At 36.9% G+C, this 24,209-nt stretch carries 21 protein-coding genes; 5 read left to right on the plus strand and 16 right to left on the minus strand.

Going from position 1 to position 24,209, the window contains the following annotated elements:
• Positions 1 to 52 precede the first annotated feature (52 nt).
• From KO509_RS16655 to KO509_RS16695, 9 genes are all read right to left on the minus strand, one after another.
• Positions 53 to 766, minus strand: a complete 714-nt coding sequence (locus KO509_RS16655) for a hypothetical protein (RefSeq protein WP_215974385.1) — start codon at positions 764 to 766, stop codon at positions 53 to 55.
• Positions 767 to 870: 104 nt separating this feature from the next.
• On the minus strand, positions 871 to 3,801 hold the full coding sequence (gene gcvP / locus KO509_RS16660; protein WP_215974386.1) for an aminomethyl-transferring glycine dehydrogenase: 2,931 nt from the start codon (positions 3,799 to 3,801) through the stop codon (positions 871 to 873).
• Positions 3,802 to 4,089: 288 nt separating this feature from the next.
• On the minus strand, positions 4,090 to 4,479 hold the full coding sequence (gene gcvH / locus KO509_RS16665; RefSeq protein WP_215974387.1) for a glycine cleavage system protein GcvH: 390 nt from the start codon (positions 4,477 to 4,479) through the stop codon (positions 4,090 to 4,092).
• Between the two features lie 218 nt (positions 4,480 to 4,697).
• Complete coding sequence (gene gcvT, locus KO509_RS16670; protein ID WP_215974388.1) at positions 4,698 to 5,786, minus strand: glycine cleavage system aminomethyltransferase GcvT; 1,089 nt, start codon at positions 5,784 to 5,786, stop codon at positions 4,698 to 4,700.
• 591 nt (positions 5,787 to 6,377) lie between these two features.
• Complete coding sequence (locus KO509_RS16675; protein ID WP_215974389.1) at positions 6,378 to 7,670, minus strand: FAD-dependent monooxygenase; 1,293 nt, start codon at positions 7,668 to 7,670, stop codon at positions 6,378 to 6,380.
• A gap of 97 nt (positions 7,671 to 7,767) precedes the next feature.
• Entirely contained in the window at positions 7,768 to 9,129 is a 1,362-nt protein-coding gene (gene ubiH / locus KO509_RS16680) for a 2-octaprenyl-6-methoxyphenyl hydroxylase (RefSeq protein WP_215974390.1), read from the minus strand.
• A 4-nt stretch (positions 9,130 to 9,133) separates the two neighbouring features.
• Positions 9,134 to 10,486: a Xaa-Pro aminopeptidase gene (pepP, locus tag KO509_RS16685; protein WP_215974460.1), complete on the minus strand. Its 1,353-nt coding sequence runs from the start codon at positions 10,484 to 10,486 to the stop codon at positions 9,134 to 9,136.
• Positions 10,487 to 10,581: 95 nt separating this feature from the next.
• On the minus strand, positions 10,582 to 11,163 hold the full coding sequence (locus tag KO509_RS16690; RefSeq protein WP_215974391.1) for a UPF0149 family protein: 582 nt from the start codon (positions 11,161 to 11,163) through the stop codon (positions 10,582 to 10,584).
• A 148-nt stretch (positions 11,164 to 11,311) separates the two neighbouring features.
• Positions 11,312 to 11,689, minus strand: a complete 378-nt coding sequence (locus KO509_RS16695; protein WP_215974392.1) for a DUF2237 domain-containing protein — start codon at positions 11,687 to 11,689, stop codon at positions 11,312 to 11,314.
• A gap of 237 nt (positions 11,690 to 11,926) precedes the next feature.
• On the opposite strand from KO509_RS16695, the gene zapA reads away from it, so the two are divergent.
• On the plus strand, positions 11,927 to 12,232 hold the full coding sequence (zapA, locus tag KO509_RS16700) for a cell division protein ZapA (RefSeq protein WP_215974393.1): 306 nt from the start codon (positions 11,927 to 11,929) through the stop codon (positions 12,230 to 12,232).
• On the opposite strand, the gene KO509_RS16705 is transcribed toward zapA, so the two are convergent.
• Positions 12,229 to 13,119 carry a LysR family transcriptional regulator gene (locus tag KO509_RS16705; RefSeq protein WP_215974394.1) on the minus strand — a complete coding sequence of 297 codons (891 nt, stop codon included), beginning with the start codon at positions 13,117 to 13,119 and terminating at the stop codon, positions 12,229 to 12,231. The two genes, zapA and KO509_RS16705, sit on opposite strands and share 4 nt — an antisense overlap.
• Before the next feature lie 199 nt (positions 13,120 to 13,318).
• Here KO509_RS16705 and KO509_RS16710 point away from each other — a divergent pair, with 199 nt between their 5' ends.
• The gene (locus KO509_RS16710; RefSeq protein ID WP_252727674.1) at positions 13,319 to 13,876 is read left to right on the plus strand and encodes a cytochrome b; all 558 of its coding nucleotides are present in this window, start codon (positions 13,319 to 13,321) and stop codon (positions 13,874 to 13,876) included.
• 2 nt (positions 13,877 to 13,878) lie between these two features.
• On the plus strand, positions 13,879 to 14,463 hold the full coding sequence (locus KO509_RS16715) for a YceI family protein (protein ID WP_215974396.1): 585 nt from the start codon (positions 13,879 to 13,881) through the stop codon (positions 14,461 to 14,463).
• 252 nt (positions 14,464 to 14,715) lie between these two features.
• Here the strand turns inward: KO509_RS16715 and hemF are convergent, their stop codons facing one another.
• Both hemF and KO509_RS16725 read right to left on the minus strand, forming a co-directional pair.
• The gene (gene hemF / locus KO509_RS16720) at positions 14,716 to 15,651 is read right to left on the minus strand and encodes an oxygen-dependent coproporphyrinogen oxidase (RefSeq protein WP_215974397.1); all 936 of its coding nucleotides are present in this window, start codon (positions 15,649 to 15,651) and stop codon (positions 14,716 to 14,718) included.
• Positions 15,652 to 15,709: 58 nt separating this feature from the next.
• Positions 15,710 to 16,771 carry a DUF2235 domain-containing protein gene (locus KO509_RS16725; protein ID WP_215974398.1) on the minus strand — a complete coding sequence of 354 codons (1,062 nt, stop codon included), beginning with the start codon at positions 16,769 to 16,771 and terminating at the stop codon, positions 15,710 to 15,712.
• Positions 16,772 to 16,975: 204 nt separating this feature from the next.
• On the opposite strand from KO509_RS16725, the gene KO509_RS16730 reads away from it, so the two are divergent.
• Positions 16,976 to 17,701 (plus strand): YebC/PmpR family DNA-binding transcriptional regulator, encoded by a 726-nt coding sequence (locus KO509_RS16730; RefSeq protein WP_215974399.1) that lies wholly within the window; start codon positions 16,976 to 16,978, stop codon positions 17,699 to 17,701.
• A gap of 116 nt (positions 17,702 to 17,817) precedes the next feature.
• Here the strand turns inward: KO509_RS16730 and KO509_RS16735 are convergent, their stop codons facing one another.
• The 3 genes from KO509_RS16735 to KO509_RS16745 form a co-directional block, all read right to left on the minus strand.
• Positions 17,818 to 19,536: an RluA family pseudouridine synthase gene (locus tag KO509_RS16735; protein ID WP_215974400.1), complete on the minus strand. Its 1,719-nt coding sequence runs from the start codon at positions 19,534 to 19,536 to the stop codon at positions 17,818 to 17,820.
• 94 nt (positions 19,537 to 19,630) lie between these two features.
• Positions 19,631 to 19,945 carry a hypothetical protein gene (locus KO509_RS16740; RefSeq protein WP_215974401.1) on the minus strand — a complete coding sequence of 105 codons (315 nt, stop codon included), beginning with the start codon at positions 19,943 to 19,945 and terminating at the stop codon, positions 19,631 to 19,633.
• A 38-nt stretch (positions 19,946 to 19,983) separates the two neighbouring features.
• Positions 19,984 to 20,154 (minus strand): hypothetical protein, encoded by a 171-nt coding sequence (locus KO509_RS16745; RefSeq protein ID WP_215974402.1) that lies wholly within the window; start codon positions 20,152 to 20,154, stop codon positions 19,984 to 19,986.
• A gap of 381 nt (positions 20,155 to 20,535) precedes the next feature.
• Between KO509_RS16745 and KO509_RS16750 the strand changes: the two genes are divergently transcribed.
• Entirely contained in the window at positions 20,536 to 21,228 is a 693-nt protein-coding gene (locus KO509_RS16750; RefSeq protein ID WP_215974403.1) for a hypothetical protein, read from the plus strand.
• A 51-nt stretch (positions 21,229 to 21,279) separates the two neighbouring features.
• Here KO509_RS16750 and KO509_RS16755 read toward each other — a convergent pair whose 3' ends face one another.
• Positions 21,280 to 24,168: a TonB-dependent receptor gene (locus KO509_RS16755; protein WP_215974404.1), complete on the minus strand. Its 2,889-nt coding sequence runs from the start codon at positions 24,166 to 24,168 to the stop codon at positions 21,280 to 21,282.
• Between the last annotated feature and the right edge of the window lie 41 nt (positions 24,169 to 24,209).

The raw sequence follows: 24,209 nt of genomic DNA on the forward strand, positions 1-24,209 counted from the left end.
GATTCGAATGTAAATAGATATCAAATGTCACCGAGCCCTTTTATTTTAAAAATTAAAAATTGATAAAATCATAACCTACAAATAATTTATTAGCTTCATCATAGAGTTCAGTTAATACACTCTCAATATCCACTAAAACTTTCTCCACCTTATTATTTATGTCAACCTCACTACTGTTCTTTGGAGGGGCTATAACTGTATCATTATTTTTCTTTGACTTAGATTGCATGCAATTTAAACTATCAATTTTCGTTAAAAGTTCATTAAATATATTTTCACTATCAATGACACTTTTCAGTAACGAACTGTTATTACTTTTGATTAGAAAGGTCAAACTATTAATATCAACATAGACTTGCTTACCTAAAGGCAATATTAAATTTGAAGACACTATATCTTGAGTTACCCCTTGCGCTTTACTTAAACGCTCAGAGAAATTATTAATATCAATCCTATCTTTTAAGGCTAATTGAATCCCTTGAACTAAGCTACGCTGTCTTGCTAAAGATATTAATGCATTATTCAGGCTTTCAACTTCTTTATCTTTCGTCTCAATCTTTTTTTCTCTAGTTCGATACGAAAAGGCCAAATAAGCACCGGTAGCAGTTGCTACCATAGTTATTATAAATCCAATAAATAAATCAAAGGAATTAGGTAATATTTCTTTTTCTATTACTAAACATGAAAAATACCACAATATTAAAACAAAAAAGGCACATAAAATACCAAGTAAATAAGGCGTAGCGTAACTGTTATCTTTTTGCATAAATACTCCATAAATAATGATTCTACAATACTATTTAATTATTTAAGATTAAACAAAAAAGCGAGCCTAAGCTCGCTTTTTAATAATCTATATCAAACAGTTAACTAATCAATATACGTTTCAATCGGAGGACAAGAACACACCAAGTTTCTATCTCCATATACATCGTCAATACGGTTAACCGTTGGCCAGAATTTATTGGCTGCAACGCTTGGTACTGGGAACACTGCGTCACTGATAGAATAAGCTCTATCCCAGTTAGCGTCAGTAATATCAGCTAACGTATGTGGCGCATGGTGTAATGGGTTGTTTTCTAATGTCCATTCGCCTGACTCAACTTTGCGTACTTCATCACGAATACATACCATTGCTTCAATGAAACGGTCAAGTTCAACTTTAGATTCTGACTCAGTTGGCTCAATCATTAACGTGCCTGCTACAGGGAACGACATGGTAGGTGAATGGAAACCGTAATCAATCAATCGTTTAGCAATATCCATTTCAGTTACGCCACTGGCTTCTTTAATTGGGCGTAAATCTACAATACATTCATGGGCAACGCGGCCATTGGTGTCTGTGTATAATATTGGGTAATGTTGGCTTAATTTAGTCGCTAAGTAATTCGCGTTAGTAATTGCATACTTACTTGCGGCTGTTACACCCTCTTTACCTAGTAATGCAATGTAAAGGTATGAAATACATAATATGCCTGCACTACCATAAGGTGCTGCTGATACTGCGCCATTGCCAGCGGTTGTTTCGTCAACATTAATTAATGCGTGATCAGGTAAAAATGGGGCAAGGTGCGATTTAACGCCAATTGGTCCCATACCAGGGCCACCGCCACCGTGTGGAATAGCGAATGTTTTATGTAAGTTAAGGTGTGATACATCTGCGCCAATAAAGCCTGGAGATGTAATACCCACTTGTGCGTTCATGTTTGCGCCATCAAGATAAACTTGACCACCGTTGTCGTGAACAATGTTACAAATTTCACGAATAGTCGTTTCATATACACCGTGTGTAGACGGGTAAGTGATCATGATACATGAAAGATTTTCAGCCAATTCTTCTGCTTTGGCTTTTAAATCAACCATGTCAACATTGCCTTTTTTGTCACAAGCAACAACAACCACTTTCATACCAACCATGTTAGCTGATGCTGGGTTAGTACCATGAGCAGAGGCAGGGATTAAACAAATATTACGATGTGAATCGCCACGGCTTGCATGGTATTTATGAATAGCGATTAAACCGGCATATTCACCTTGCGCACCTGAGTTAGGTTGCATCGACATTTTGTCGTAACCCGTTAATTCAACTAGCCATTCAGCTAGTTCATCAATCATTTTCTTGTAGCCAATTGCTTGGTCTTGAGGAGCAAACGGATGCATGTTGGCAAATTCAGGCCAAGATACCGGTATCATTTGTGCCGTTGCATTTAACTTCATGGTACAAGAGCCAAGTGAAATCATTGAATGATTCAAGGCTAAATCTTTGTTTTCAAGTCGTTTAATGTAGCGCAACATTTCTGTTTCGCTGTGATACGAGTTGAATACTGGGTGTGTTAATATTTCAGATTCACGTACTAGTGATGCTGGAATCGACGTTGAGCCTTGCGTCACTATTTGTGCATCAAGCCCTGCTACGTCTAAACCGTGATCAGCACCTAATAAAATAGTAAACAACTGAGCAACATCAGCACGTGTTGTTGTTTCATCAAGCGAAATACTGATTTGACCTTCAACGTCGGTACGTAAGTTAACGCCCGAGATTAAGGCACGTTCAACGATTTCAGCTTTGCTGTTCGTGTTAGTGTCAGCTACGTTAAACGTAAGCGTGTCAAAGTAGTTATCATGAAGAGGCGCTAAACCTTTAACACGTGTACCTGTTGCTAAAATGTCAGCAAAACGATGAATACGGTTTGCAATTGTTTTTAAGCCTTGAGGACCATGATATACCGCATAGAAAGCAGCCATGTTCGCTAATAATACTTGTGCTGTACAAATATTTGAGTTGGCTTTTTCACGACGAATATGTTGCTCACGCGTTTGCATAGCCATACGAAGTGCGTTGTTACCGCGAGTATCTTTTGAAACACCGATAATTCTACCCGGTAAAGAACGTTTGTATTTATCACTCGTAGTAAAGAATGCTGCATGTGGCCCGCCGTAGCCCATTGGCACACCAAAACGTTGGCTTGAACCAATAACAGCATCAGCACCTAATTCGCCCGGCGCTTTTAATAACACTAAGCTCATAATGTCTGCTGCAACCGCAACAATACCTTTATTTGCATGAATTTTTTCAATTAATTCGCTAACGTCAGTTACTTCACCAGTAGCACTTGGGTATTGAATAAGCGCACCAAAAACATCATGCTCTGGCGCTTCATTCGCTGGTGCAACAATTACGTCAAAACCAAACATATCGGCACGTTGTTTTACAAGGTCGATAGTTTGTGGAAAAACATCACTTGAGATAAAGAATAGGTTTGATTTTTTATTTTTAGAAACACGTTTAGCAAGTGCCATCGCTTCAGCAGCGGCTGTGCCTTCATCTAATAAAGATGCACTCGCAAGCGGTAAACCGGTTAGGTCGATACACATTTGCTGATAGTTAAGTAACGACTCTAAACGTCCTTGTGCAATTTCTGGTTGATAAGGTGTATAAGCCGTATACCAACCTGGATTTTCTAGTACATTACGCGTAATAACATTCGGTGTTAAGGTACCGTAATAACCTAAACCTATGTATGAAGTGTTTACTTTATTTAAGTTAGCAACAGCTTTTAAATCAGCCAATGCCTGTACTTCTGTTTTGCTATCACCAATTGCGGGTAATTGTGCTAAACGAATATCATTTGGAACAATTTCGTCAATTAATGCATCAACTGATGCAACGCCCATATCATTAACCATAGCCTGAGTTTGCGCTTCACTTGGGCCAATATGTCTGCGGATAAAATCTTGAGTTTGCTCTAATTCTGCCAACGGTAATGAGGCAAAAGAATTAGTTGGTGATTGAGAAGTCATATAAATTTCACTTAAATAAATTTACTATTTAGAGAATACCAAGATAAAAAATTGGTATGAAGAAAGCCTCAAACACAATCGGTTAAAGGCTTAATATTTAACTAATATAATCAGCGTTTAGTCAATGCCAGCTAAACGCGATTATCGAGGCTTACTTTAGCTAAGATAATCAACATTTAGACAAAGCCGTCAAGTTGCGAGCCGTTGGAGCTTAGTACACTAAGTGACAAGGCGAGTAACGCAGACAATGCCGACTAAATTTGATTAGCGACGCTAAAACTGAAAAAATTAATCTTCGTCGATAGAGTTAGCGTAACCGTCAGCGTCTAATAAGTCAGCTAATTCAGCTTCATCGTCTAACTTAATTTTAAATAACCAACCGTCACCAAAAGCATCAGAGTTTACTAACTCAGGTGAATCTTCAAGATCTTCATTCACTTCAACAATTTCACCTGTTACCGGTGCATAAATGTCTGAAGCCGCTTTTACTGATTCAGCAACAGCTACATCATCACCAGTGCTAACTTCATCGCCAACGTCAGGTAATTCAACAAACACCATATCACCTAATAAATCTTGTGCGTGTTCAGTAATGCCGACAGTAACAATACCGTTACCTTCATTACGTACCCATTCATGTGAACTTGCATATTTTAATTCTGAAGGAATGTTGCTCATTTTTATTTTTCCTGTTGGTTAGATTTTATTTTTTTAAAGTAAATAATTTAAAGTAAATAGCTTCAAATAAGCTGTTTAAATTTATAGCACAATGGCTAGTAAATAATTAGCACAATCGCTAATAAATAATAGTATAACGATTCAATAATTGTCATTACGATAAAGCAAAATAAATACAAATATTAACGTTATTTACTGTAATTTTTTATATCTCGAAATTAGAAAACTTTTTTGCCGTTACGTACAAAGCTAGGCTTGGTTACTGTTACTTTTACATTTTTCTTACGCATTTCAACTTCGATCACATCACCTACTTTTACGCTACGTGGTACACGTGCTAACGCAACGCTGTGACCTAATGTTGGAGAGAAAGTACCTGATGTTATTTCACCATTACCAAATTCAGTAACAACTACTTGGTGTGAACGTAAAATACCTTTTTCTTCTAGCACTAAACCAACAAGTTTAGGTTGGTCGCCCGCCGCTTTTTGCGCCGTTAATACATCACGACCAATAAAGTCACGATCTTCTGGCTCCCAGCTAATAGTCCAAGCCATGTTAGCGGCTAATGGTGATACTGTTTCGTCCATATCTAAGCCATATAAGTTCATGCCAGCTTCTAATCTAAGCGTATCACGAGCACCTAAGCCACAAGGAGTTACATCTAAATCAAGTAATTTTTGCCAAAAGTTTTCTGCTTCAGCTTCAGGAACAATAATTTCGTAACCTTCTTCGCCGGTATAACCCGTTGTAGCAATAAATAAATCGCCCACTTGTACACCAAAGAATGGTTTCATACCTTCAACTGCAGCAATTTGTTCAGGTGTTAGTAAGTTAGCAACTTTCGCTTTGGCTTCAGGACCTTGAACAGCAATAATGCCAAATTCAGGACGTTCTGTGATAGTGGCATCAAAACCTGCTAATTGCTTTGTCATCCACGCAAGATCTTTTTCACGAGTAGCAGAGTTAACAACTAAACGGTAGTTAGTGTCGGAAAAGAAGTAAATGATTAAATCGTCAATTACACCACCGGCTTCATTTAACATGCCAGTGTAAAGTGCTTTACCTGCAACAGTTAATTTAGCAACATCATTGATAACAAGGCGACGTAAGAAAGCTTTTGCATCAGGACCTTGTACATCAACAATAGTCATGTGAGATACATCGAACATACCTGACTTTTGACGAACGGCATTATGCTCTTCTATTTGAGAGCCATAGTTAATTGGCATATCCCAGCCATAAAAATCAACCATTTTTGCGTTAGAAGCTAAGTGTTTTGCATGTAATACGGTTTTGTTAGTCATACGTCATTCCTAAAGAAGTCATACTTTACGTAGTTACACCTGAAATTGTATGGTGACAAACAATTAAGGTGCTCATAAAATTTGCACAGATTATAGCCCTTGGATTCTGCTTATTCAACAAAATATAACCATAAATACAAATTTAAAACCAACTTTAACAGCTATACAGAATTTAATTTCAAAAAAGGTTATTTTAAAAAATTAATCCTTGTTATTTATTGTGAATTACAAAGATAGCCGCAATAAATTTTATTAGTGAGCGAGAATAGTAAGATTCTGAATCAAGTTCAGAATGACGGACGAGGAGTTTAGAATGACTACGGCGAGTTCAAGGTGACACAAAACTACCATTTCGTTGGTTTTCGATTTCGTCATTCCGTTGGTGGCTTAATATGGAATCCCATGCGTATGGTTGAATAAAACCGAGATTCTGAGCACTTTGAGCTACACAGCATAACGATTTAGATTCTGAATCAAGTTCAGAATGACGGACGGGCGTTTAGAATGACCACAGAGTGTTCAGGATGACAAAAAAAACCGTCATTCCGTTGGTCATTTAATATGGAATCACATACAGTTAGCACTAAACAATCATTGGCGTTTCGGTTGTGCTAGCTCAGGTAAGTCACTTTTTAAACCAAGGGCTTGTTCTATCAAGTGTTTTTTGGCTGGTTTGAAGTTATTAAGTAAACTCATACCAACGCCTCTAAGTAATTGAAACCCAGATTGGTTTATAGAAAACATTTGTTTAATCGCTTCCATCGCAGCAATCATTTCAATAGCTTCACTTTTTCGATAACGTGAAAATGCTTTCAGTTTTTTTGGATCCGCCAGTGTTAATTCATCACCACTGTCGGTATCAATAGTGCTAGAAAGTGTTTGTGCTAATGAAGCCGCGTCTAACAACCCTAAGTTCACGCCCTGCCCTGCTAACGGATGAATAGTGTGTGCCGCATCACCAATTAACACCATGCGATCTTTAACAAAATCTTGTGCTAACCGCATTGTTAATGGGTAAGCAAAGCGCTCACTGATTAATTCAATAGTGCCAAGTTTCCCATCACTCGCTGCCGTTAACTCTTTGGCAAAATCAGCAGGCGATAATTTGATTAAGCGTTCAGCTTCTTCAGGTGACGTTGAATAAACAATTGAACAGGTATCACTGTTTTTAGGAAAAAGTGGTAAAAAAGCTAAAGGTCCAGTCGGTAAGAACACTTGCCAGGCGGTCTTCTTATGACCTTGCGAACATTTAACTGTAGCGACTATTGCATGATGATCGTAATCTCGACTGATCATCGGTATATCCATTTGCTTACGTAACCAAGAATTAGCGCCATCAGCACCTACAACTAACTTAGCGATCAGCGGCACTTGCATTGAGCTATTTACAGCGTTGTTACCCACTTCATTACTCGTTGCAGGCATTTCAAAGCTAGCAAAAGCTTCACTATCGCCTACCGTTATATTGGCAAGTTTACTATCAGTAAAAAAACTTATGCCTTCATCTGCTTGGGCTTTATGCCATAAAACATTACGAATCACTTTGTTTTCAATAATAAAACCTAAGTTTTCATTTTGGGGAAATTTATTAAGATCATTAACAGAAAAGTCTAACTTGCCTATGCCAGCTTTATCCCAAATATGCATACCTTGATAAGATTGAGCGCGTTCAGCAATAATAGTTGACCAAACATCTAAGTTATCAAATAAGGTCTGGCTTGCAACATTAATAGCACTTACGCGCACTTCCGGTTCAGCCGTTAGCTCAGAAATAGGTAAAGTGTCTGCAATGGCAATGGTTAAGTTGCTCGTTTTTCTTAATGCCAAAGCGAGTGTTAACCCAACCATGCCAGCACCAACAATTAACACATCAAATTTTTGCATTTTTATTCTCTTATTTTAAACTTGCTTGATTAGCTACAGCCTAATCTATGTAGCCTATTTCATTCAGTTAGCTTAACGTAAACTACCGTAACTTAAATTAGTAACCCATCAACTTATTCACTAAAGTATTTTTAATGGGCGAAAAGTAATTCATGACTTTTAAGCCAACATTTCTACCCGCCACCAAAGGCATTAAATCATTAGAAAATAGCGTAACAAGGGAGTCAGTCAATTGGATAACTTGTTTTTGATCTTGCTGACGCTTTTGCGCATACTCATTAAGTGAAGCAAAACGGCCAATATCTTTTTGTTCTTGCAAACTTTTCTCAATAAGCTCTCGCATTTGCTGTACGTCTCTTAAACCTAAATTAAACCCTTGCCCTGCAATAGGGTGAATAGTGTGCGAGGCATTACCAATAAGCGCCATACGGTGATAAGTTTGCTGTTCTGCTTGCAGTAATACGAGTGGAAAAACATTTCGTTTACCCACGTGAGTAATTTCGCCAAGCCAACTACCAAACTCACGTTCTAATGTTTGTTTAAAATCGTGATCCGATAGTGCTAAAATTTCTTCTCTTTGCTCTGGCAACATAGTCCACACTAACGAACAACGACTATCACCACTTACATCAATTCTTGATTGCGAGCTCAACTTAGCTAACGGTAACATCGCGATTGGGCCAGATTTAGTAAAACGCTCGAAGGCTTTATGTTGATGTGAATTTTTAGTAGCAACATTAGTAATTAATGCCACTTGTTGATAATCACTGTGGTTAGTTTTAATGCCGGCTAATTTACGACAAGGGGAGTTTACGCCATCACAAGCGAGTAATAAATTAGCATGTAAAATCTGCTCTGAGCCAAGTACTACCGCTACTTGTTCGGTAGAAGCTTTTAGTTCATCGCTATTTAGTGTCGAACCTTGCCAATGAATATCAACAATAGAGTCTGGTGTAAACCAGTGAATATTGTTTTTTGATGCGAGTTCTTTTAGCTGGGCTTGACCAATTAACGCCATTTCAATGACATAACCTAAGGCTGAAACCCCATGCTCTTGCGCTTCTATTCTGGCTTTGCCGTAATAACCTTTATCAGAAATATCTATTTTTTCAATCGCACATGCATCACTAGATAAATGCTGCCACACCCCCATTTTTTTTAAATATGATGCGCTGCCGTGCGAAAGCGCTAAAACACGAGCATCGAATAGTGATGAAGTACTATTATCTTTTCCACTTACTCTGCTTTCTTTATTTACTGCATTACATTGTGCTGACTCTGTGGGTGTGGTCTCTTGCTCTCCTCTCTCTGTTGCTGTCGGCTTTGTTGCTTCAACAATGGCAATAGAAAGCAAGCTACCATCAGCTTTTTTCAAATCAGCTAAACTTAATGCCATCAGGCTGCCAGAAAGACCACCACCTGAAATGATAATATCAAAAGTGTTACGCTTATTTTTCATTAGTTTAATTAGCCATTAATGCTTCAATATCGGCAATAGTTTCAGGGCAATCTTGTGTTAAATTTTCACAGCCCAGCTTAGTAACAACAATATTATCTTCAATACGAATACCAATACCACGCCATTTCGCATCAATTGTTGTATCGTCAAGTGGCATATAAAGTCCAGGCTCTATGGTTAACACCATACCAGGGATAAATTCTCGGCACTGTTGTCGTGATTCATTCATCTGATAATCACCAACATCATGCACATCTAAGCCAAGCCAATGCCCTAAACCATGAATAAAGTATTTTTTACAAACCTTTTCTTCTACTAGTTCAGCTACGTTACCTGACAGTATGCCTAGCTCAACTAAACCTTTCGTTAAGCATTCATTCGCAATTGTATTTAACTTAATAAAGTTGGTGCCTGGTTTAATTGCGGCAATCACTTGTGATTTTGCTTCAAGCACTAATTGATAAAGGAGCTTTTGCGGTTCGGTAAATTTACCGTTAATAGGAAAAGTTCGAGTGATATCCGCCGCATAGCCAGACAACTCACCGCCAGCGTCAATAAGCAATAGCTCATTATCATTTAGACGATCGTCGTTATTGGTATAATGCAAAATATTCGCGTTATCACCACCAGCAACAATAGTTGCATAAGCCGAGTGACGAGCCCCGTGACGCGTAAATTCGTGTAATATTTCATTTTCTATTTGATATTCAAATAGCCCAACTTGAGTTTGCTGCATTGCTCTTTTATGCGCGAGAATAGAAATGTAGTTTGCTTGGCGCATCAATTCAATTTCATTGGTGCTTTTAATTAAACGTTGTTCATCAATCAATGGACTCGCATCAACTAATTGCGAAGGTGCTTTCACACCTTGGCGCACTGCTGATCTGACTTGTGCTAATAAATCAAACACTTTTTGAGTGAGTAGCTTATCGTCAAAAGCAAAGTAAACTTGTGTTAGACCATTTAAGTATTGTGAAATAAGATCGTTTTGTTCATCAAGCGTAAAGCATTGATCAAAGCCATACTCTTGACAGGCTTTTTCTTGTCCTACTCTCCGGCCATGCCACACTTCTTGAGCTTTATCTTTCGGCAGCGAAAATAAAATTGCTTGTGTTTTATTATCACGCTTTAGTAACACTAATAATGCATCAGGTTCATTAAAACCGGTTAAATAGTAGAAACTCTTATTCTGACAAAAATTAAATTCAGTATCATTACTTCGAGTAACTTCACTGGCAGCAGAGAATAATGCCAATGAATTATCTGACATTTGTGAAAAAAAGCGCTCACGGTGCTGTTTGAAATCACTTATCGACAAACTTGCCAAACCGGGTAATTTATTTTCTGTTCCTGTCATATATTCTACTTCTTTCATTTTATTACTGCGGGTATCAATAAGTTTTCATCAGTAATTCATTATCAGTAATGGATATCTGTAGTGCTAATGTTTGACTAATGTATTGTGCTATTTTTTTGAGTTTTCTCGCTTGCTTGGGTCGATAATGTACCTAATTCGCTAAAGCATAATAAAGCAGAAATGCGTACATATTCATTTATTTCAAAATAGGCTTGCTCAGTGTCTTCATTTTCTTCCATATCATCAGATATATTGGCTATTTCAGAAAAATCAGTAAGCACTTCTTTTACTTCTTCAGAAAGAACAGGGTTATCTTTTTGTTGTAAGCCAAAGCCTAAATTAAACCCTTGCACCCAAACACCTAACGCATGACCGCGCTCAGCAATAGAATCGTCGTCATCAGGTAGCATTAACTGAAAAGTGTATGCATCATCAAGAATATCAGTCCATAATTCAGTGAACATTTGCTTAATCGTTGATTTAACTTTGTTCGGTAAGCCTTCACCATTATTAAACAAGTCATTTATCATCGTTAAATAATTAGCATCGTCAACCGGAAAACCTGCACAGATTAACCCCGTTAATACCCCATGAATTTCACTGGCGTGGGCTTTAACATTTTCGGTAGTGATATCTGCCTGTGTGCTAGCAAAGTCTAACGTCTTGTTTACGGTCATATTTTCACCTGATATTTTAACTGAATGTTTGCAGAGCGTGACTCATTACAAATTATTTTAAAGAAAAAGAGCTAAGTAGCTATTCTAACATTGCCCTAGTTAAAAGACATCAGCACAGCAGCAAACTTTGATGACAAATTTAAAGGAATTAACTTAAATCAGCGGCATATTTTCTTAAAATCTCAAGTGGCACTATCTCAAGCGCCTTAATATGCGTTTTTTTAAGATAAACTCGTGGCGCCTTATCATCCATTTCAGCCTGTAGCCACCGAGCAGCACATAAACACCAAGTATCCCCTGGTTCTAATCCTTCAAAACCAAACTCGGGAACGGGTGTAGATAAGTCATTCCCTTTAAGGCGAGAATATTCTAAAAACTCAGCTGTTGCTTTAATACTAACGGTATGTGAACCAATATCTTGCTCACAGGTGTTGCACATATTATCGCGAAAAAAACCGGTAACCGGCTTACCCATACTGGCTTCAAGTGGTTCACCAAATACATTAATCGACTCATCCATTTCCATAATTTATACCCTAAAATTTTCAAGCTAATATTGACAAAGCATATAGCCATTAAAAAAATGAAATCAATATACCAAACAACACAGTGAAACGCTAAGTTACAAATAAATTTGTAACAGCTAGATAAAAATGTATACAAAATATGGTCATTTACTTGCATAGAAAGATCAGCACAGTTATAGTGCAAGTTAATCTGCAATTTATTCTATGTTGTTCAATAAGCTTGGAAATTATATAAAATGACTCAACGGACTGTTGAAATAAATGTGCTCGACCGTAAACTAAAAGTGGCTTGTCCTATTGGACAAGAAAGTGCTTTATTAAGTGCTGCCGCTGAGTTAAGTGATCGCTTAACTAATTTACGTAACAGTAAATCAATTGCGACCCCAGAACAAACATTGTTAATGACAGCATTAAATCTAACTAATGAGTTACTACTAACAAAACAACAACTTAAAACAGAAAAAGAAGAAAACAATCAAAAAATAGCGTTATTACAATCCACTATTGAACAAGCATTAGCCCCTGCGAAAAAACACGCTTAGTTATTTTTAATTAAGCTCATATTCTGCCACAACCTACTGGCAACTGGTCCAAGTAACCTAGACTTCAGTTTTATCACTTGATAATTTAATGCTAAATATGTTTCTACGTCACTTAGTTTTAACGCAATGAGTTCTTTTGATTTTAATTCGTTTTCAATCATATATTCAGGTAAACGCCCCCAACCTATACCACTCATAATTAACGTTTTTTTGGTATTAAAATCATTCACATACCAGCAACGCTGCCCTGTTTGTACACTATAATTGATTCCCTGACTGCTCTGCCCTGAATCTTGTACTACAATTTGATATTCATCTTTCAACGCTTCTACTGACATTAACGCTGGGTGACGCTCTAGTAATGCAGGTGATGCTACATTACATAAGCCGCCTTGATATAGTTTTTTTGCCTCGTAATCACCTGACTGTAACGCTAAAAGATCAATCGTTGTTAAGGCAAGATCAGCCTGTTCAGACTTCACGGCTTCTAATGCCCCATTAATATATTCTTGTTTTAAAATGATCTGTGTATGAGGAAAGTCATGACGTATTGATTCAAGTACAGGCAAAATTCTTTTTAGATCATAAGAGGCTTCAATTGCTAAAGTAACCGCGGCCTCATTGCCTATCGCTAAAAAAGAAGCAAGTTGTTTTATTTGCTTTGCCTCATTCATTAAACGCTGGGCATGTTGATAAATTTGTTTACCATTATCTGTTAGTACTAAACGATAACCTTGGCGATTAAATAACTGTAAACCTAATTGTGCTTCCAGCTGCTTAAGCCCTTGACTAACCGCTGGCTGAGTTTTAAATAGCTTTTCACTAGCCTCTTTAAGGCTGCCTAACTCAGCAACTTTCACCAACATTCTTAATTGTTCTAATGTCATTTATTAATCAACTTTTCATGAATATATTATTAGATTACCAATAATTATAGTTAAGCTAAAGTTAACAAGTTACAAACAAATATTCAATATTAATTAAGTTTTTATATTGTAATACTGTCGGCTAAGTAATGTTTGGATACATTTTATAGAGAGCTAAAGTACTCTCTTTGCCCAGTAATAGAAAATTATGGAGTTAGCATTGAACAACACAAAAGCAACTTATGGATTTATTAGTGTTTTTTTTCACTGGTTGTCTGCAGTCACTATCTTTGGCTTATTTGGCTTAGGCTATTATATGGTTGATTTAACCTATTATAGCCCATGGTATAAAACCGCCCCTGACTTACATAAAAGTATAGGTTTGATATTTTTTGCTGTAATGCTACTTAGAGTAATTTGGCGATTTAAACAAGTAACGCCAGATCATCTAGCAAGCCATAGCTCGCTTGAGAAAAAAGCAGGTAAAGTGACCCACCTTATACTTTATGTGCTGATATTTATTATCATGATAATGGGGTATTTAATTTCAACAGCGGATGGGCGAGGAATAGAAATATTTGAAATGATAACTATACCAGCACTGGGATCTATCATTGAAAATCAAGCGGATGTCGCTGGATTTATACATAAATGGTTAGCATATTTACTGATAGGGCTAGCGACATTACATGCGTTAGCAGCACTAAAACATCACTTTATTGATAAAGATGACACTTTAAACAGAATGATTGGCAAACGCCAAAAAAACGGAGAATAACTATGAGAAAACAATTAACAAAATTAGCACTTACATCGGCGTTTGTTGCAGCCACCTTCATGCCAACGGTCAATGCAGCTGACTACATTATTGATACTAAAGGTGCACATGCTTCAATCAACTTTAAAATTCAACATTTAGGCTATAGCTGGTTAACCGGTCGTTTTGACAAATTTGGCGGTTCTTTTAGTTATGATGAATCAAATATTGCCGCATCAAAAATTGAAGTAAATGTTGATACGAGTAGTATTAACTCAAACCATGCTGAACGCGATAAGCATTTAAGAACTGGCGACTTTCTTGATGTAAGCTCATTTGCTAATGCTAAATTTGTTAGTACTTCTGTTGCAGATAAAGGTAATGGTAAATTAGCCATTACAGGTCAATTAAGTTTGCACGGTGTGACTAAAGAAATCGTTATTGATGCAGAAACTATTGGTGAAGGTAAAGATCCGTGGGGCGGATACCGTGTAGGTTTTAGCGGTACAACAACGATAGCGTTAACTGATTTTGCAATTAAAATGGACTTAGGTCCTGCTTCAAAAACTGTAGAATTGAATCTACATATTGAAGGTATAAAACAGTAAAGCTAAGGTTATCTAGTAAGAGTAGTGGTTAATGGACGTTAATATTTTTTCTTTAACCACTGCTTATTCAATAGAAATGTCTCTCGCACTATCTTCTTCATTGAAGTGTGTAATTTACTTTCTCGTGTGCAAGATGATATTCAAACATTACTTACCGGTATAAATTACTGAAGCTGAAAAGAATGTAAACGCAGGTTCATCAGCAGCACGAAACTTACCGGTATATCCTGCATTTACTTGGCAGTAGTTAACCTAAGCCCGGTTTAACCAATTTTGAGGAACTAAATAGTGGTTAAGCTTTGCTTCATCACTATTCTCTTCAGCTTTAAAATTATATTCCCAACGTGCTAAAGGTGGCATCGACATTAGAATAGATTCTGTTCTGCCACCTGATTGCAAACCAAATAATGTACCTCGGTCAAACACTAAGTTAAATTCAACATAGCGACCGCGACGGTATAACTGAAATTGTCTTTGCTCTTCAGTGTATTCATCATTTTTACGACGATTGATGATAGGAACATAAGCGTCAATGAAGCCTTGTCCAACGGATTTAACATAATCAAAGCTTTTTTCAAAACCCCATTTATTTAAATCATCAAAGAATAATCCACCTACGCCACGAGTTTCATCACGATGTTTTAGGTAGAAATATTCATCACACCATTTTTTATAATCATCATAAACATTTTCACCAAAGGGTGCTGATAAGTCATGAGCTACTTGATGCCAGTGTAATACATCTTCGTTGACAGGATAAAATGGTGTTAAATCAAAACCGCCACCAAACCACCACACTGGGGCTTCTCCTTCTTTTTCAGCAATAAAAAAGCGTACATTGGCATGAGATGTTGGAATATGAGGATTTTTAGGATGAATAACTAAAGAGACACCACAAGCTTGCCATGTTCGGCCGGCTAACTCGGGTCTATGAGCCGTTGCTGACGGTGGTAATTTATCACCTGAAACAACTGAAAAATTAACACCACCTTGCTCTATAACAGTGCCGTCAGTCATTACTCGCGTACGACCACCGCCACCTTCTTTGCGCTTCCAATTGTCTTCAATAAATTGGCCACTGCCATCGGCTTGTGCTAATGCTTGGCAAATACGATCTTGTAACGTTTTAAAATAACCAATAACGTTCGATATTTCAGGAACTTCATTGGTAGGGTTTAAGGTGCTCATAAAATAAGGGATATCCATCAAAACAACGAGTAATGAAAATAATTATATCATTATTTCATTAACCTAAACTACTAATCCCCTGCTGTATTTTACCTAGTTTGCCATTAGCATTAATTACTTTAAATTTTAAATCTCTTAGTGAATAAGGTCGATAACCACTAACCAAGTTAAACCGTTCAATAACAGTATGGTGAATAATAGGAATATGCTTCGATTTAGCATCATCAATATTTACCCTAACTAAGCGAGGAGCCAAGGTTGCTGCGTTTCTATTCGTTCGAATTTGGCTATGTAATGTGCCATCGACCAAAGGCTTGATATTAAGATCATCAATACAGATACTATCTTGCGCCCCCGGTACTTTTAATCCAGCAAAATCAATTTCGTTAATATCTTGTATGCTCAATTTATCACGCACACTATCAAGCATAAATTGCAAAGTAATATCAGACAAACCATCAAACCAGTAACTACCACCAATATCAGAATGCACACCGGCAAACCATATTTCGGTCACTCTTTTATCATAATTAAATAAAGTTGGTTGAAACAAAATTCGTTTCTCATCCAGTGAAAGTAAATGCACCGCTTGTTCAACATGAGCACCAAGAGTGCCATTTTCAAAGACAATACCACTGGCAGGGAAAGTATCCGGATTTAAATCTAACGAACCACGTGTTGCGGCAACAGTATCAAACACGCCTAAAAACTTAACCTTATAAGGCAAATGTGCAGCAAACATGCGTGCAATAGCAGCACCACGACTAAAACCGAAGATATAAATAGCATCTCCTTCAGAAAAATGTGTAGATAGATCGGCACGCGCATTGGCGATAATATCATCCATATCGCCATAAGGCGGCGCAAACATTGCGTTGAATTTACGTTTAAGCCAACTACCGCGAGTACCAACACCACTGTAGTAAAAGCTTTTTTGTGCTGTTGTAATTGTATTTACAGAATTCCTTTTAACATTTTTTCTGGCATTAAATGAATTAAGCTTACCACCAAAAAAAGCATGTAGTTTTAATACATTACTGATACTAGAGTCTTCAAAAAAATCATCCGCATCTTGAGGTGAATTACATGTGCCATCAAAACAGAAAATAAGCTTTTTCATAAATTATTCCTTTAAAGTATTAGTGGATACTAAGTTGGTTAAATTTATTCCTTCCACTAAATAAAGTCTAAAATAGTGGTTATTTCAAGCAGTTCTTTACTGCTCATATCAACTTTTAGCCTTCTCCCTCTAGTCAACAACCCTGTGAGACTGGTAGAATCTACCTCATTATTTTTATGAAAATGAAAAACGAGAGATTGAATAATGGGAAGAGCTTACCAAAACAGAAAATTATCCATGGCAAAAACTGCCGGAGCAAAAACCAAAGTCTATTCAAAGTACGGTAAAGCGATTTACGTTTGTGCTAAGAATGGTGGTATAGATCCCGATGGTAACCTTGCTTTACGTGGTTTAATTGATAGAGCTAAAAAAGACCAAGTACCTACACATGTAATAGAAAATGCGATAAAAAAAGCATCAGGTACGGGTGGTGAAGATTTTGAAGAAGCACGTTATGAAGGTTTTGGCCCTGGTAACTGTATGGTAATTATCGATTGCTTAACGGATAACGGCAACCGTACCATTAAAGATGTTCGTCAATGTTTTACTAAAACCAATTCTAAAATCGGATCTTCTGGTACGGTTTCACATATGTTTGATCACCAAGCAATATTCGCTTTTAAAGGTGAAGACGATGAAGCTGTTTTAGAAAATTTAATGATGGCCGACATTGATGTGTCTGACGTTGAATTAGAAGATGGTATTATTACTGTTTATGCACCACACACTGAGTTTTTCAAAATAAAAACTGAATTTGCTAACTCTATGCCTGAATACGACTTAGAAGTTGAAGAGATCTCTTGGGTTCCTCAAACTTATATTGATATTGAAGGTGAAGAAGATTTAGCTAATTTTGAGAAATTCATTGCCATGTTAGATGATTGTGACGACGTACAAAATGTTTATCATAATGCAGAAATTAAAGACTAAATAAACGCGTAACATTGTTGCTCTAGTCGCCATATCAAGCCTATCTTAGTGATAGGCTTTTTTATTTACATTTATTAAACATGACTTTGTTGAGCCGAACATGGTTGAATTCGAGCCTAAAACGCTTCATCGACATTAAACGTCATTTCTTCCTGGCTAACAGGATGCCTTAACGTTAACCTTTGTGCATGAAGGTGTAAGCGCTGAGCAATATTGTCATTGTTATTTCCATATAAATCGTCACCCAATATTGGCGTATTTAACCCTTGTGGATGAGCACAATGAACCCTTAATTGATGTGTTCTTCCTGATTCAGGGCATAAATATAACTTTATTTTTTTATCGGTATGTTCAATAACTTGCCAATGGGTTTTCGATGCTTTTCCAGCCTCAAAACACACTAACTGTCGGGGTCTATCGTCCAAATCACCTCTTAACGGCAGATTAATTTCCCCTTCACTTTGTTCAACTATTTTATCAATGTTAGCCGCTACTTTATTTTCAAGTAATGCCACATAACGCTTTTTAATAGTACGATTAATAAATTGTTGCTGTATGTTTTTTTGTGCCCGTTTAGTTAACGCTAATACCATTACGCCTGAAGTAGACATATCTAATCGATGCACAATTAGAGTGCCCGTTGCTTCTGGAAACTGTTCTTTTATTCTTAGATAAACAGAATCTTCAATGTTTTTACCGGGCACAGATAAAAACTCATGCGGTTTATTAACCACCACAATATCGTTGTCTTGATAAATAATATCTAACGCTTTACCTTCTGCGGGGTTAACCAATAAAGGGTTATCATCTAATGTCATGCCCTCTAGCATATGCGCTAAAATTGGTTGACATTTACCAGAGCATGCACCATAAAACTTTTTATGTTGACGTATTTCAGACTTAGGCCCCCGACCCCACCAAAATTCGGCCATCGCTAGTGGTGTCATATTATTCATAAAAGCATATTGTAATAATTTTGGTGCGGCACAATCACCAGTACCTGCTGGTGGCATTGGATGGCGTGTGTCTTGAAATAATTCAAGTAAATCTCTTTCAACGCCAGCACTGTTTAATAAACTATACTGTTTAAATAGTTTTTTTTGTAACCTTGTCGACAACCGTTTTCGTTTATTTTTAACGGCATCAACTTCATCAGTTAACGCGGTTAATTTTTCTTGCGTTGCTGTTATTAAATCAAGCCAATGCTGTTTTAACGCTTTTAATTCATTTTTATCATAAACACTTTGTTTTGCTAATTCTTTCAGCTGCTGTGCTAACTGTTCTTCAGTAAAATCATCCCTTACTTGGCTACGTTTAGCTTTTCTCGTTTTCCGATTAAACGCCATTTTTTCATGCTGCTGAGCAAGCTGTTCTTCTTGTTGAATAGCAAGTGATGTAAGTTGAGATTGGTACTCTTCTAACTTCGGGTTAACTAAGAGTTGCTCGAGTTCATGATTAAGTCGATTGATAATAATACTGTCATCGTGATACCACTCGGCTTGATCATTAAGCTCAAAAACAGGTGGTACAAAGGTCATATTATTTTTAAGCGAAGCTTGTTGAATAGAAAGATCAAAGTGTTTTCCTGAAAAAGCAATAAGATAACCTATGTCACCTTGCTGATTTTTTACTAACAGCACGCCAAACATTTTCCCTTGTTGTTCAAGCTCTTTTGACAGTTGTTGATGGTTTTCAAGTTGGTTTTGTAATTCTGTTGCCGCTAATAAGCACAATGGATGAGGATCATAGCAAAATGGGAAAGTAAAACGTTCGGGTAGAGTGTAATCTTTTATATTCTGACTAAAAGCGTTAAAACAAGTTTTCGGGTAGATCATAAATTTCCAAGGGTCTTTATACGGCTAGGCGATTTTACAACAAAATAATCTCTAAATTATAGCATCACTTAACACCATTAACCGTTAGTACTTTTTAGGTATAATAATTGACATAGTTAGGTGTGTATTCAACTAGCTTGGCATAATTGTCAGGTGAAGTAAGCCCTTTGGTTCCCCAATTCATTGACATCTTAAATAAATCTGACTGTTCATCTTGCATTTGCACAATACTCATTAAAATTTCTTTGTCACTTTTACCCTTTGCACGCCCCTGACTAATAAGATCTTGTTCTAAATTTAACACATTCTGGTGTGCTTGTTTTAATGGCTCTTGTAAACGATTTATTCTTTCGGCTATTTCAAAACCATTATCGGCATTCATAATTTCATTTAAATTAATCGCCGCCATTGACGGCATTCGTCCGATTAAGGAATCAACCTTTGCGGTTAGTTCTTCAGGTGAAGCGTTTTCAATAAAAGAACTGCATATTTTCGGGTATCGTAATGAACGATAGCCTTGGTTTCTTGCGTGTTATCTGCCGAAATTTGTTCAACTTTATTGGTATTGTTTCGAACTTGTTGAACAGCATAGTGTTGTGAACTAATTGAATTTATCACTTATCTTCCTTAATCGTTTTTTTCATTCCTATTGATAAGTAATCTGTTATGTACATAATAAAATGACAGACTAATATGATGATTTAACTCTTTACGATACTAAACTAAAGAGCAAATAGCGTACCAACCCTCGTCAGCTATAAATTGTTAGCCGTGTATTGATTTACTCAATATGACCCAATAAAAACGGCAAAAAGTGCCTTTGAGTATTTTTACATCGGCAATAAATTGCCATTTATTTGTAATTGATATGGTAAGAACAATCATAATTATTGATGGTTAACAAGCGCGACAAAACATAAGTGGTAATGGTACATTTTTTGCTAAATATTGACTAAGAATCTGTATATTTATATGACGTAATCAAGTATCGAGGATAAAATGGAAGTCACCACTACAAATTTTCAAATTCATTCACAAAATGTGCAACAAACAAATAACACAACAGCTAACGCTAGTAATACTGGCACTACTTTTTCACAAGTTTTTGCCCGTTATCAATCAGCTAGTGCACAAAGTACAACTCCTGAAGAAATAAAGGAAAGTGCTGTATTTAAGATGAATACAAGTAAAGGTGATCAAACAGCAATTAATCTAGATGAATATCTGACTCCGGGACAGCAATCAACGCCAGTGAACTTGGATGATCTACCGTTATTACTTCCTACGACCCATAACATTGATACTTTGTCGAAATATTCACAAGAACAATTCAAAGACTTGTTGGCGCAATATAACATTCCATCGCCGCCAGCAACCGTAGAATTTGATAATCACGGTCAGGTCGTTTTACCTGCGGATTATGCTTATGCCGACCAATTAAAACAGGCATTATCTGAAAATCCAAAAGTTGAAAATGCACTACGAACAACGGCTGCTTTAGCAAGTCATTACGCCGGCATCATGGAAGGACAACCCTTTCGTGATGAAATGTCTACCGCAAGAACCCAAGCAGACAGAGACAGAATAATTGAAAAATATAGCGAATTATTTGACGATAATCGCCCTAGTAAGCAAATTATTTTAACCTTCTTAGAAAATGGCAATATGTTGGTAGGTAAGAAAGAACAGTAGTAAAAAGAGGATAACACCGAGGAAATTAAGCAAATGCCAATTAAAAAAGCCTCATAACGTTAATGATAAACCAACAACAAAACGACGGCCAAAATCTTCTGCTTTCATTAATGAAGCGGCGGCATCTGTTTTAGCGGTACTAAAAATGGGTTCATTGGTTACATTAAAAACATCCACCCGTAAGCGTAAACTATCTGAATACAGCCAGCTGAAGCTTAAATCCGTACTAGTATAAGCTTTAATATAGCTATCAGCATTGTTTGTCACATCCCTATCAGTAAGGAATTCACTCCGATGGTTAACATTCAGTCCAGCTTGCCAACTATCATCACTGACAACAAAACGTACGTTAGCGGTAAAATCGGAAACACCGTCAATTCGAACATTACTCTCATCTGGCGTGGTAAAATTTGCGTTGATAATACGTGTTATATTAGCGCCTACACTACTTTCTGAAAACCAAGCACTACGCAATGGTAGTAACCAGTGAATACTTGCCTGTAAACCGTTAATATTACCAGCGCCGTCATTTGTTCTTTGTAATGAGTTGTATTCTATATTTTGGTAATTAAAAGACTCTTTTTGTTCTACAATCAAGTTATCTATATTATGATTAAAACCCAACAATTGAGCATTTAATGATGTTTGTAACCAGGTAACAGAAAACGTAGTCGTATTTGCGACAACCGGTTGTAAAGCAGGATTCCCCAGTTCAGCATAAGGCAAACCACCAGAGTTCACATGAACTTTAGGATTTAAATCCGAGTAATTCGGACGATTATAAGAACGGCTATATCCCGCCCGCCACTGCCAATATAAAGACGGTTGCCACAGAATATTTAATGACGGTAACCAGGTTACAAAACTAAGGCTATCGTTGAGTGGAAAGACAGCTTCAGTTGCTGCATTTAATTGCGCCCCCGCTATTTGACTTTTCATATCACTATAGCGAAGCCCTGTATCAAATGACCAATGCCCTAACTGCCATTGCGATTGTAAATATCCCTCTTTTGAAACATAAGTTACTTTATAACTATTGAGTAAATCATTATCAGTAACACCTCCAAAGGGTAAACTTATATCGTACAATTGAAATAAATCACTTTTTGGAATCAGCCAATCTTGCGTATCTGAATTCATAAAGTCAGCGGAAAAAAGATCGGGAATAGATTCTAGCCATCGGCCATCTAATTTAGGTAATGCCGCTAAAGCAGAAACCGATAAACTTACATCACGACGGGTATATTTATACGCTTGGGCTGAATGTAAAAAACCAAAGTTTAACGTTTTCAATCTTTTACCCAAAAGAGAATCCCCAGTTGAATCCCATTGACTATCAATGCCCCATTCATCTACTTTATTCAATACATTAATGTTACGTTTACTCATCTGATTAATATTTGAATAACTACTGACCAGTTTTAGATTACGATCAAAGGTAAACTTATCAACCGAATAGTTTTGTAACTCAACAAGAGCATCCATCGGCGAGAGCCCTACATGTACTCGAGAAATAGGCTCTTTAGTCAAACTGTTAGCTACACTATGACTATAAAATGGTGTTATTATTAAGCGTTGATGAGGTTGCCACTTCATGTCTGTTTGAAAGGTTTTATTAGCATAATAGAGTGTTGACTCTTCACGGCTAGATTTGCCAGTAACATTTGAAAATATAAACTGATCTAAGCTATTTTTATTATGAATTGCCTTTGCTTTGGCCGACTGACTTAATGGATTTATCGATAGTCGATATTCATCAAAAGCAAAATCAGTTTCAGAACGAAACCACAATGTATTAATCGTTAATAGTTCGCTTGGTTGCCATGCTAAAGCACTATAAATCGTTGCTCTAATACGATCTTCATTTTCAATGGTTAGTGCCAAGCCATCCGTTGGCACTAAAATATCATCATCAATATCAGGCCACTGATAAACATTTAATGCACCGCCATTTTCCCCCCAATGCCAAGACTCAAATTGAAACTGACGCTGCAGTCGACTTTCATAATTCATCTTCACAATTAAACCGACGGTATCATCGGCAAATTTAGTATTTGCAGTTATTCCAAAACTAGGCTGAAGATCTCGCTCTCCCTCTAACGCAGCAACCGTCAACCTGACGTCTAAGTTGTTTTTTTGATAGTCTAATGGGGCATCGCTAAATAAATTAACGGTTGCACCTATTGCACCGCTAGGTAACCGAGGATCAGCAGTTTTAGAAACAGCGACATTTGAAAATAACCCCGCGCTAAAAATATCAAAACGATGCGCTTTACCATATTGATTTGAATTGCGAACATTTTCAGTATTAGCAAGACGACGGCCATTAAACAGCGTTAATTGATACTCTGCGCCTAACCCCATCGCATTAATATTAAGTGCCTCACCACGATCTCGAGTAATACTTAGTCCTGGAACCGCTTGTAATGCTTCAGCTAAATTTTCAGCAGGTAATTGGGTAAGCATAGCGCCTAAAATAAAATCGGTTTCGCCTGCATTATTACTTTTTATTAATTGTGCATAATCAACGGACTGTTGATATTTATCATTATATCTCTCAGTTAACGACCCCGTTGGCAATTGTCCAATAACAGTGACTTCTTCTAATTGATTTACTGAATTTTCAATTGATTTTTTAGGGATATTATTAACGTTATAAATGAGAATACCTGACGAGGTTTGCTTCCAGTTAAGCTGGTGCGATTTTAGCCAAGTCGTCAACTGCTTATTAAAATCAATACGATTAATGTCGTTATTTGGGGCACTACTTGCTTCTACCTCGACCCCTTCAAGTAATGATCTGTCATAAATAATCGCGATTGAAAACTTCTCAGAAAAATTGTTGAGCTGTTCAATTAAACTAACCCGTGCCGCATTAACATAAAAAGACAAGCCACATAACATGGCACTTAAGGCTAAATATAAAAAACGTTTCAACATTTATAGGCCCCGAAAAACGTAATCAAAACAGCATAGTAATA

This window comes from Colwellia sp. C2M11, from assembly GCF_018860915.1.
GTDB lineage: Bacteria > Pseudomonadota > Gammaproteobacteria > Enterobacterales > Alteromonadaceae > Colwellia.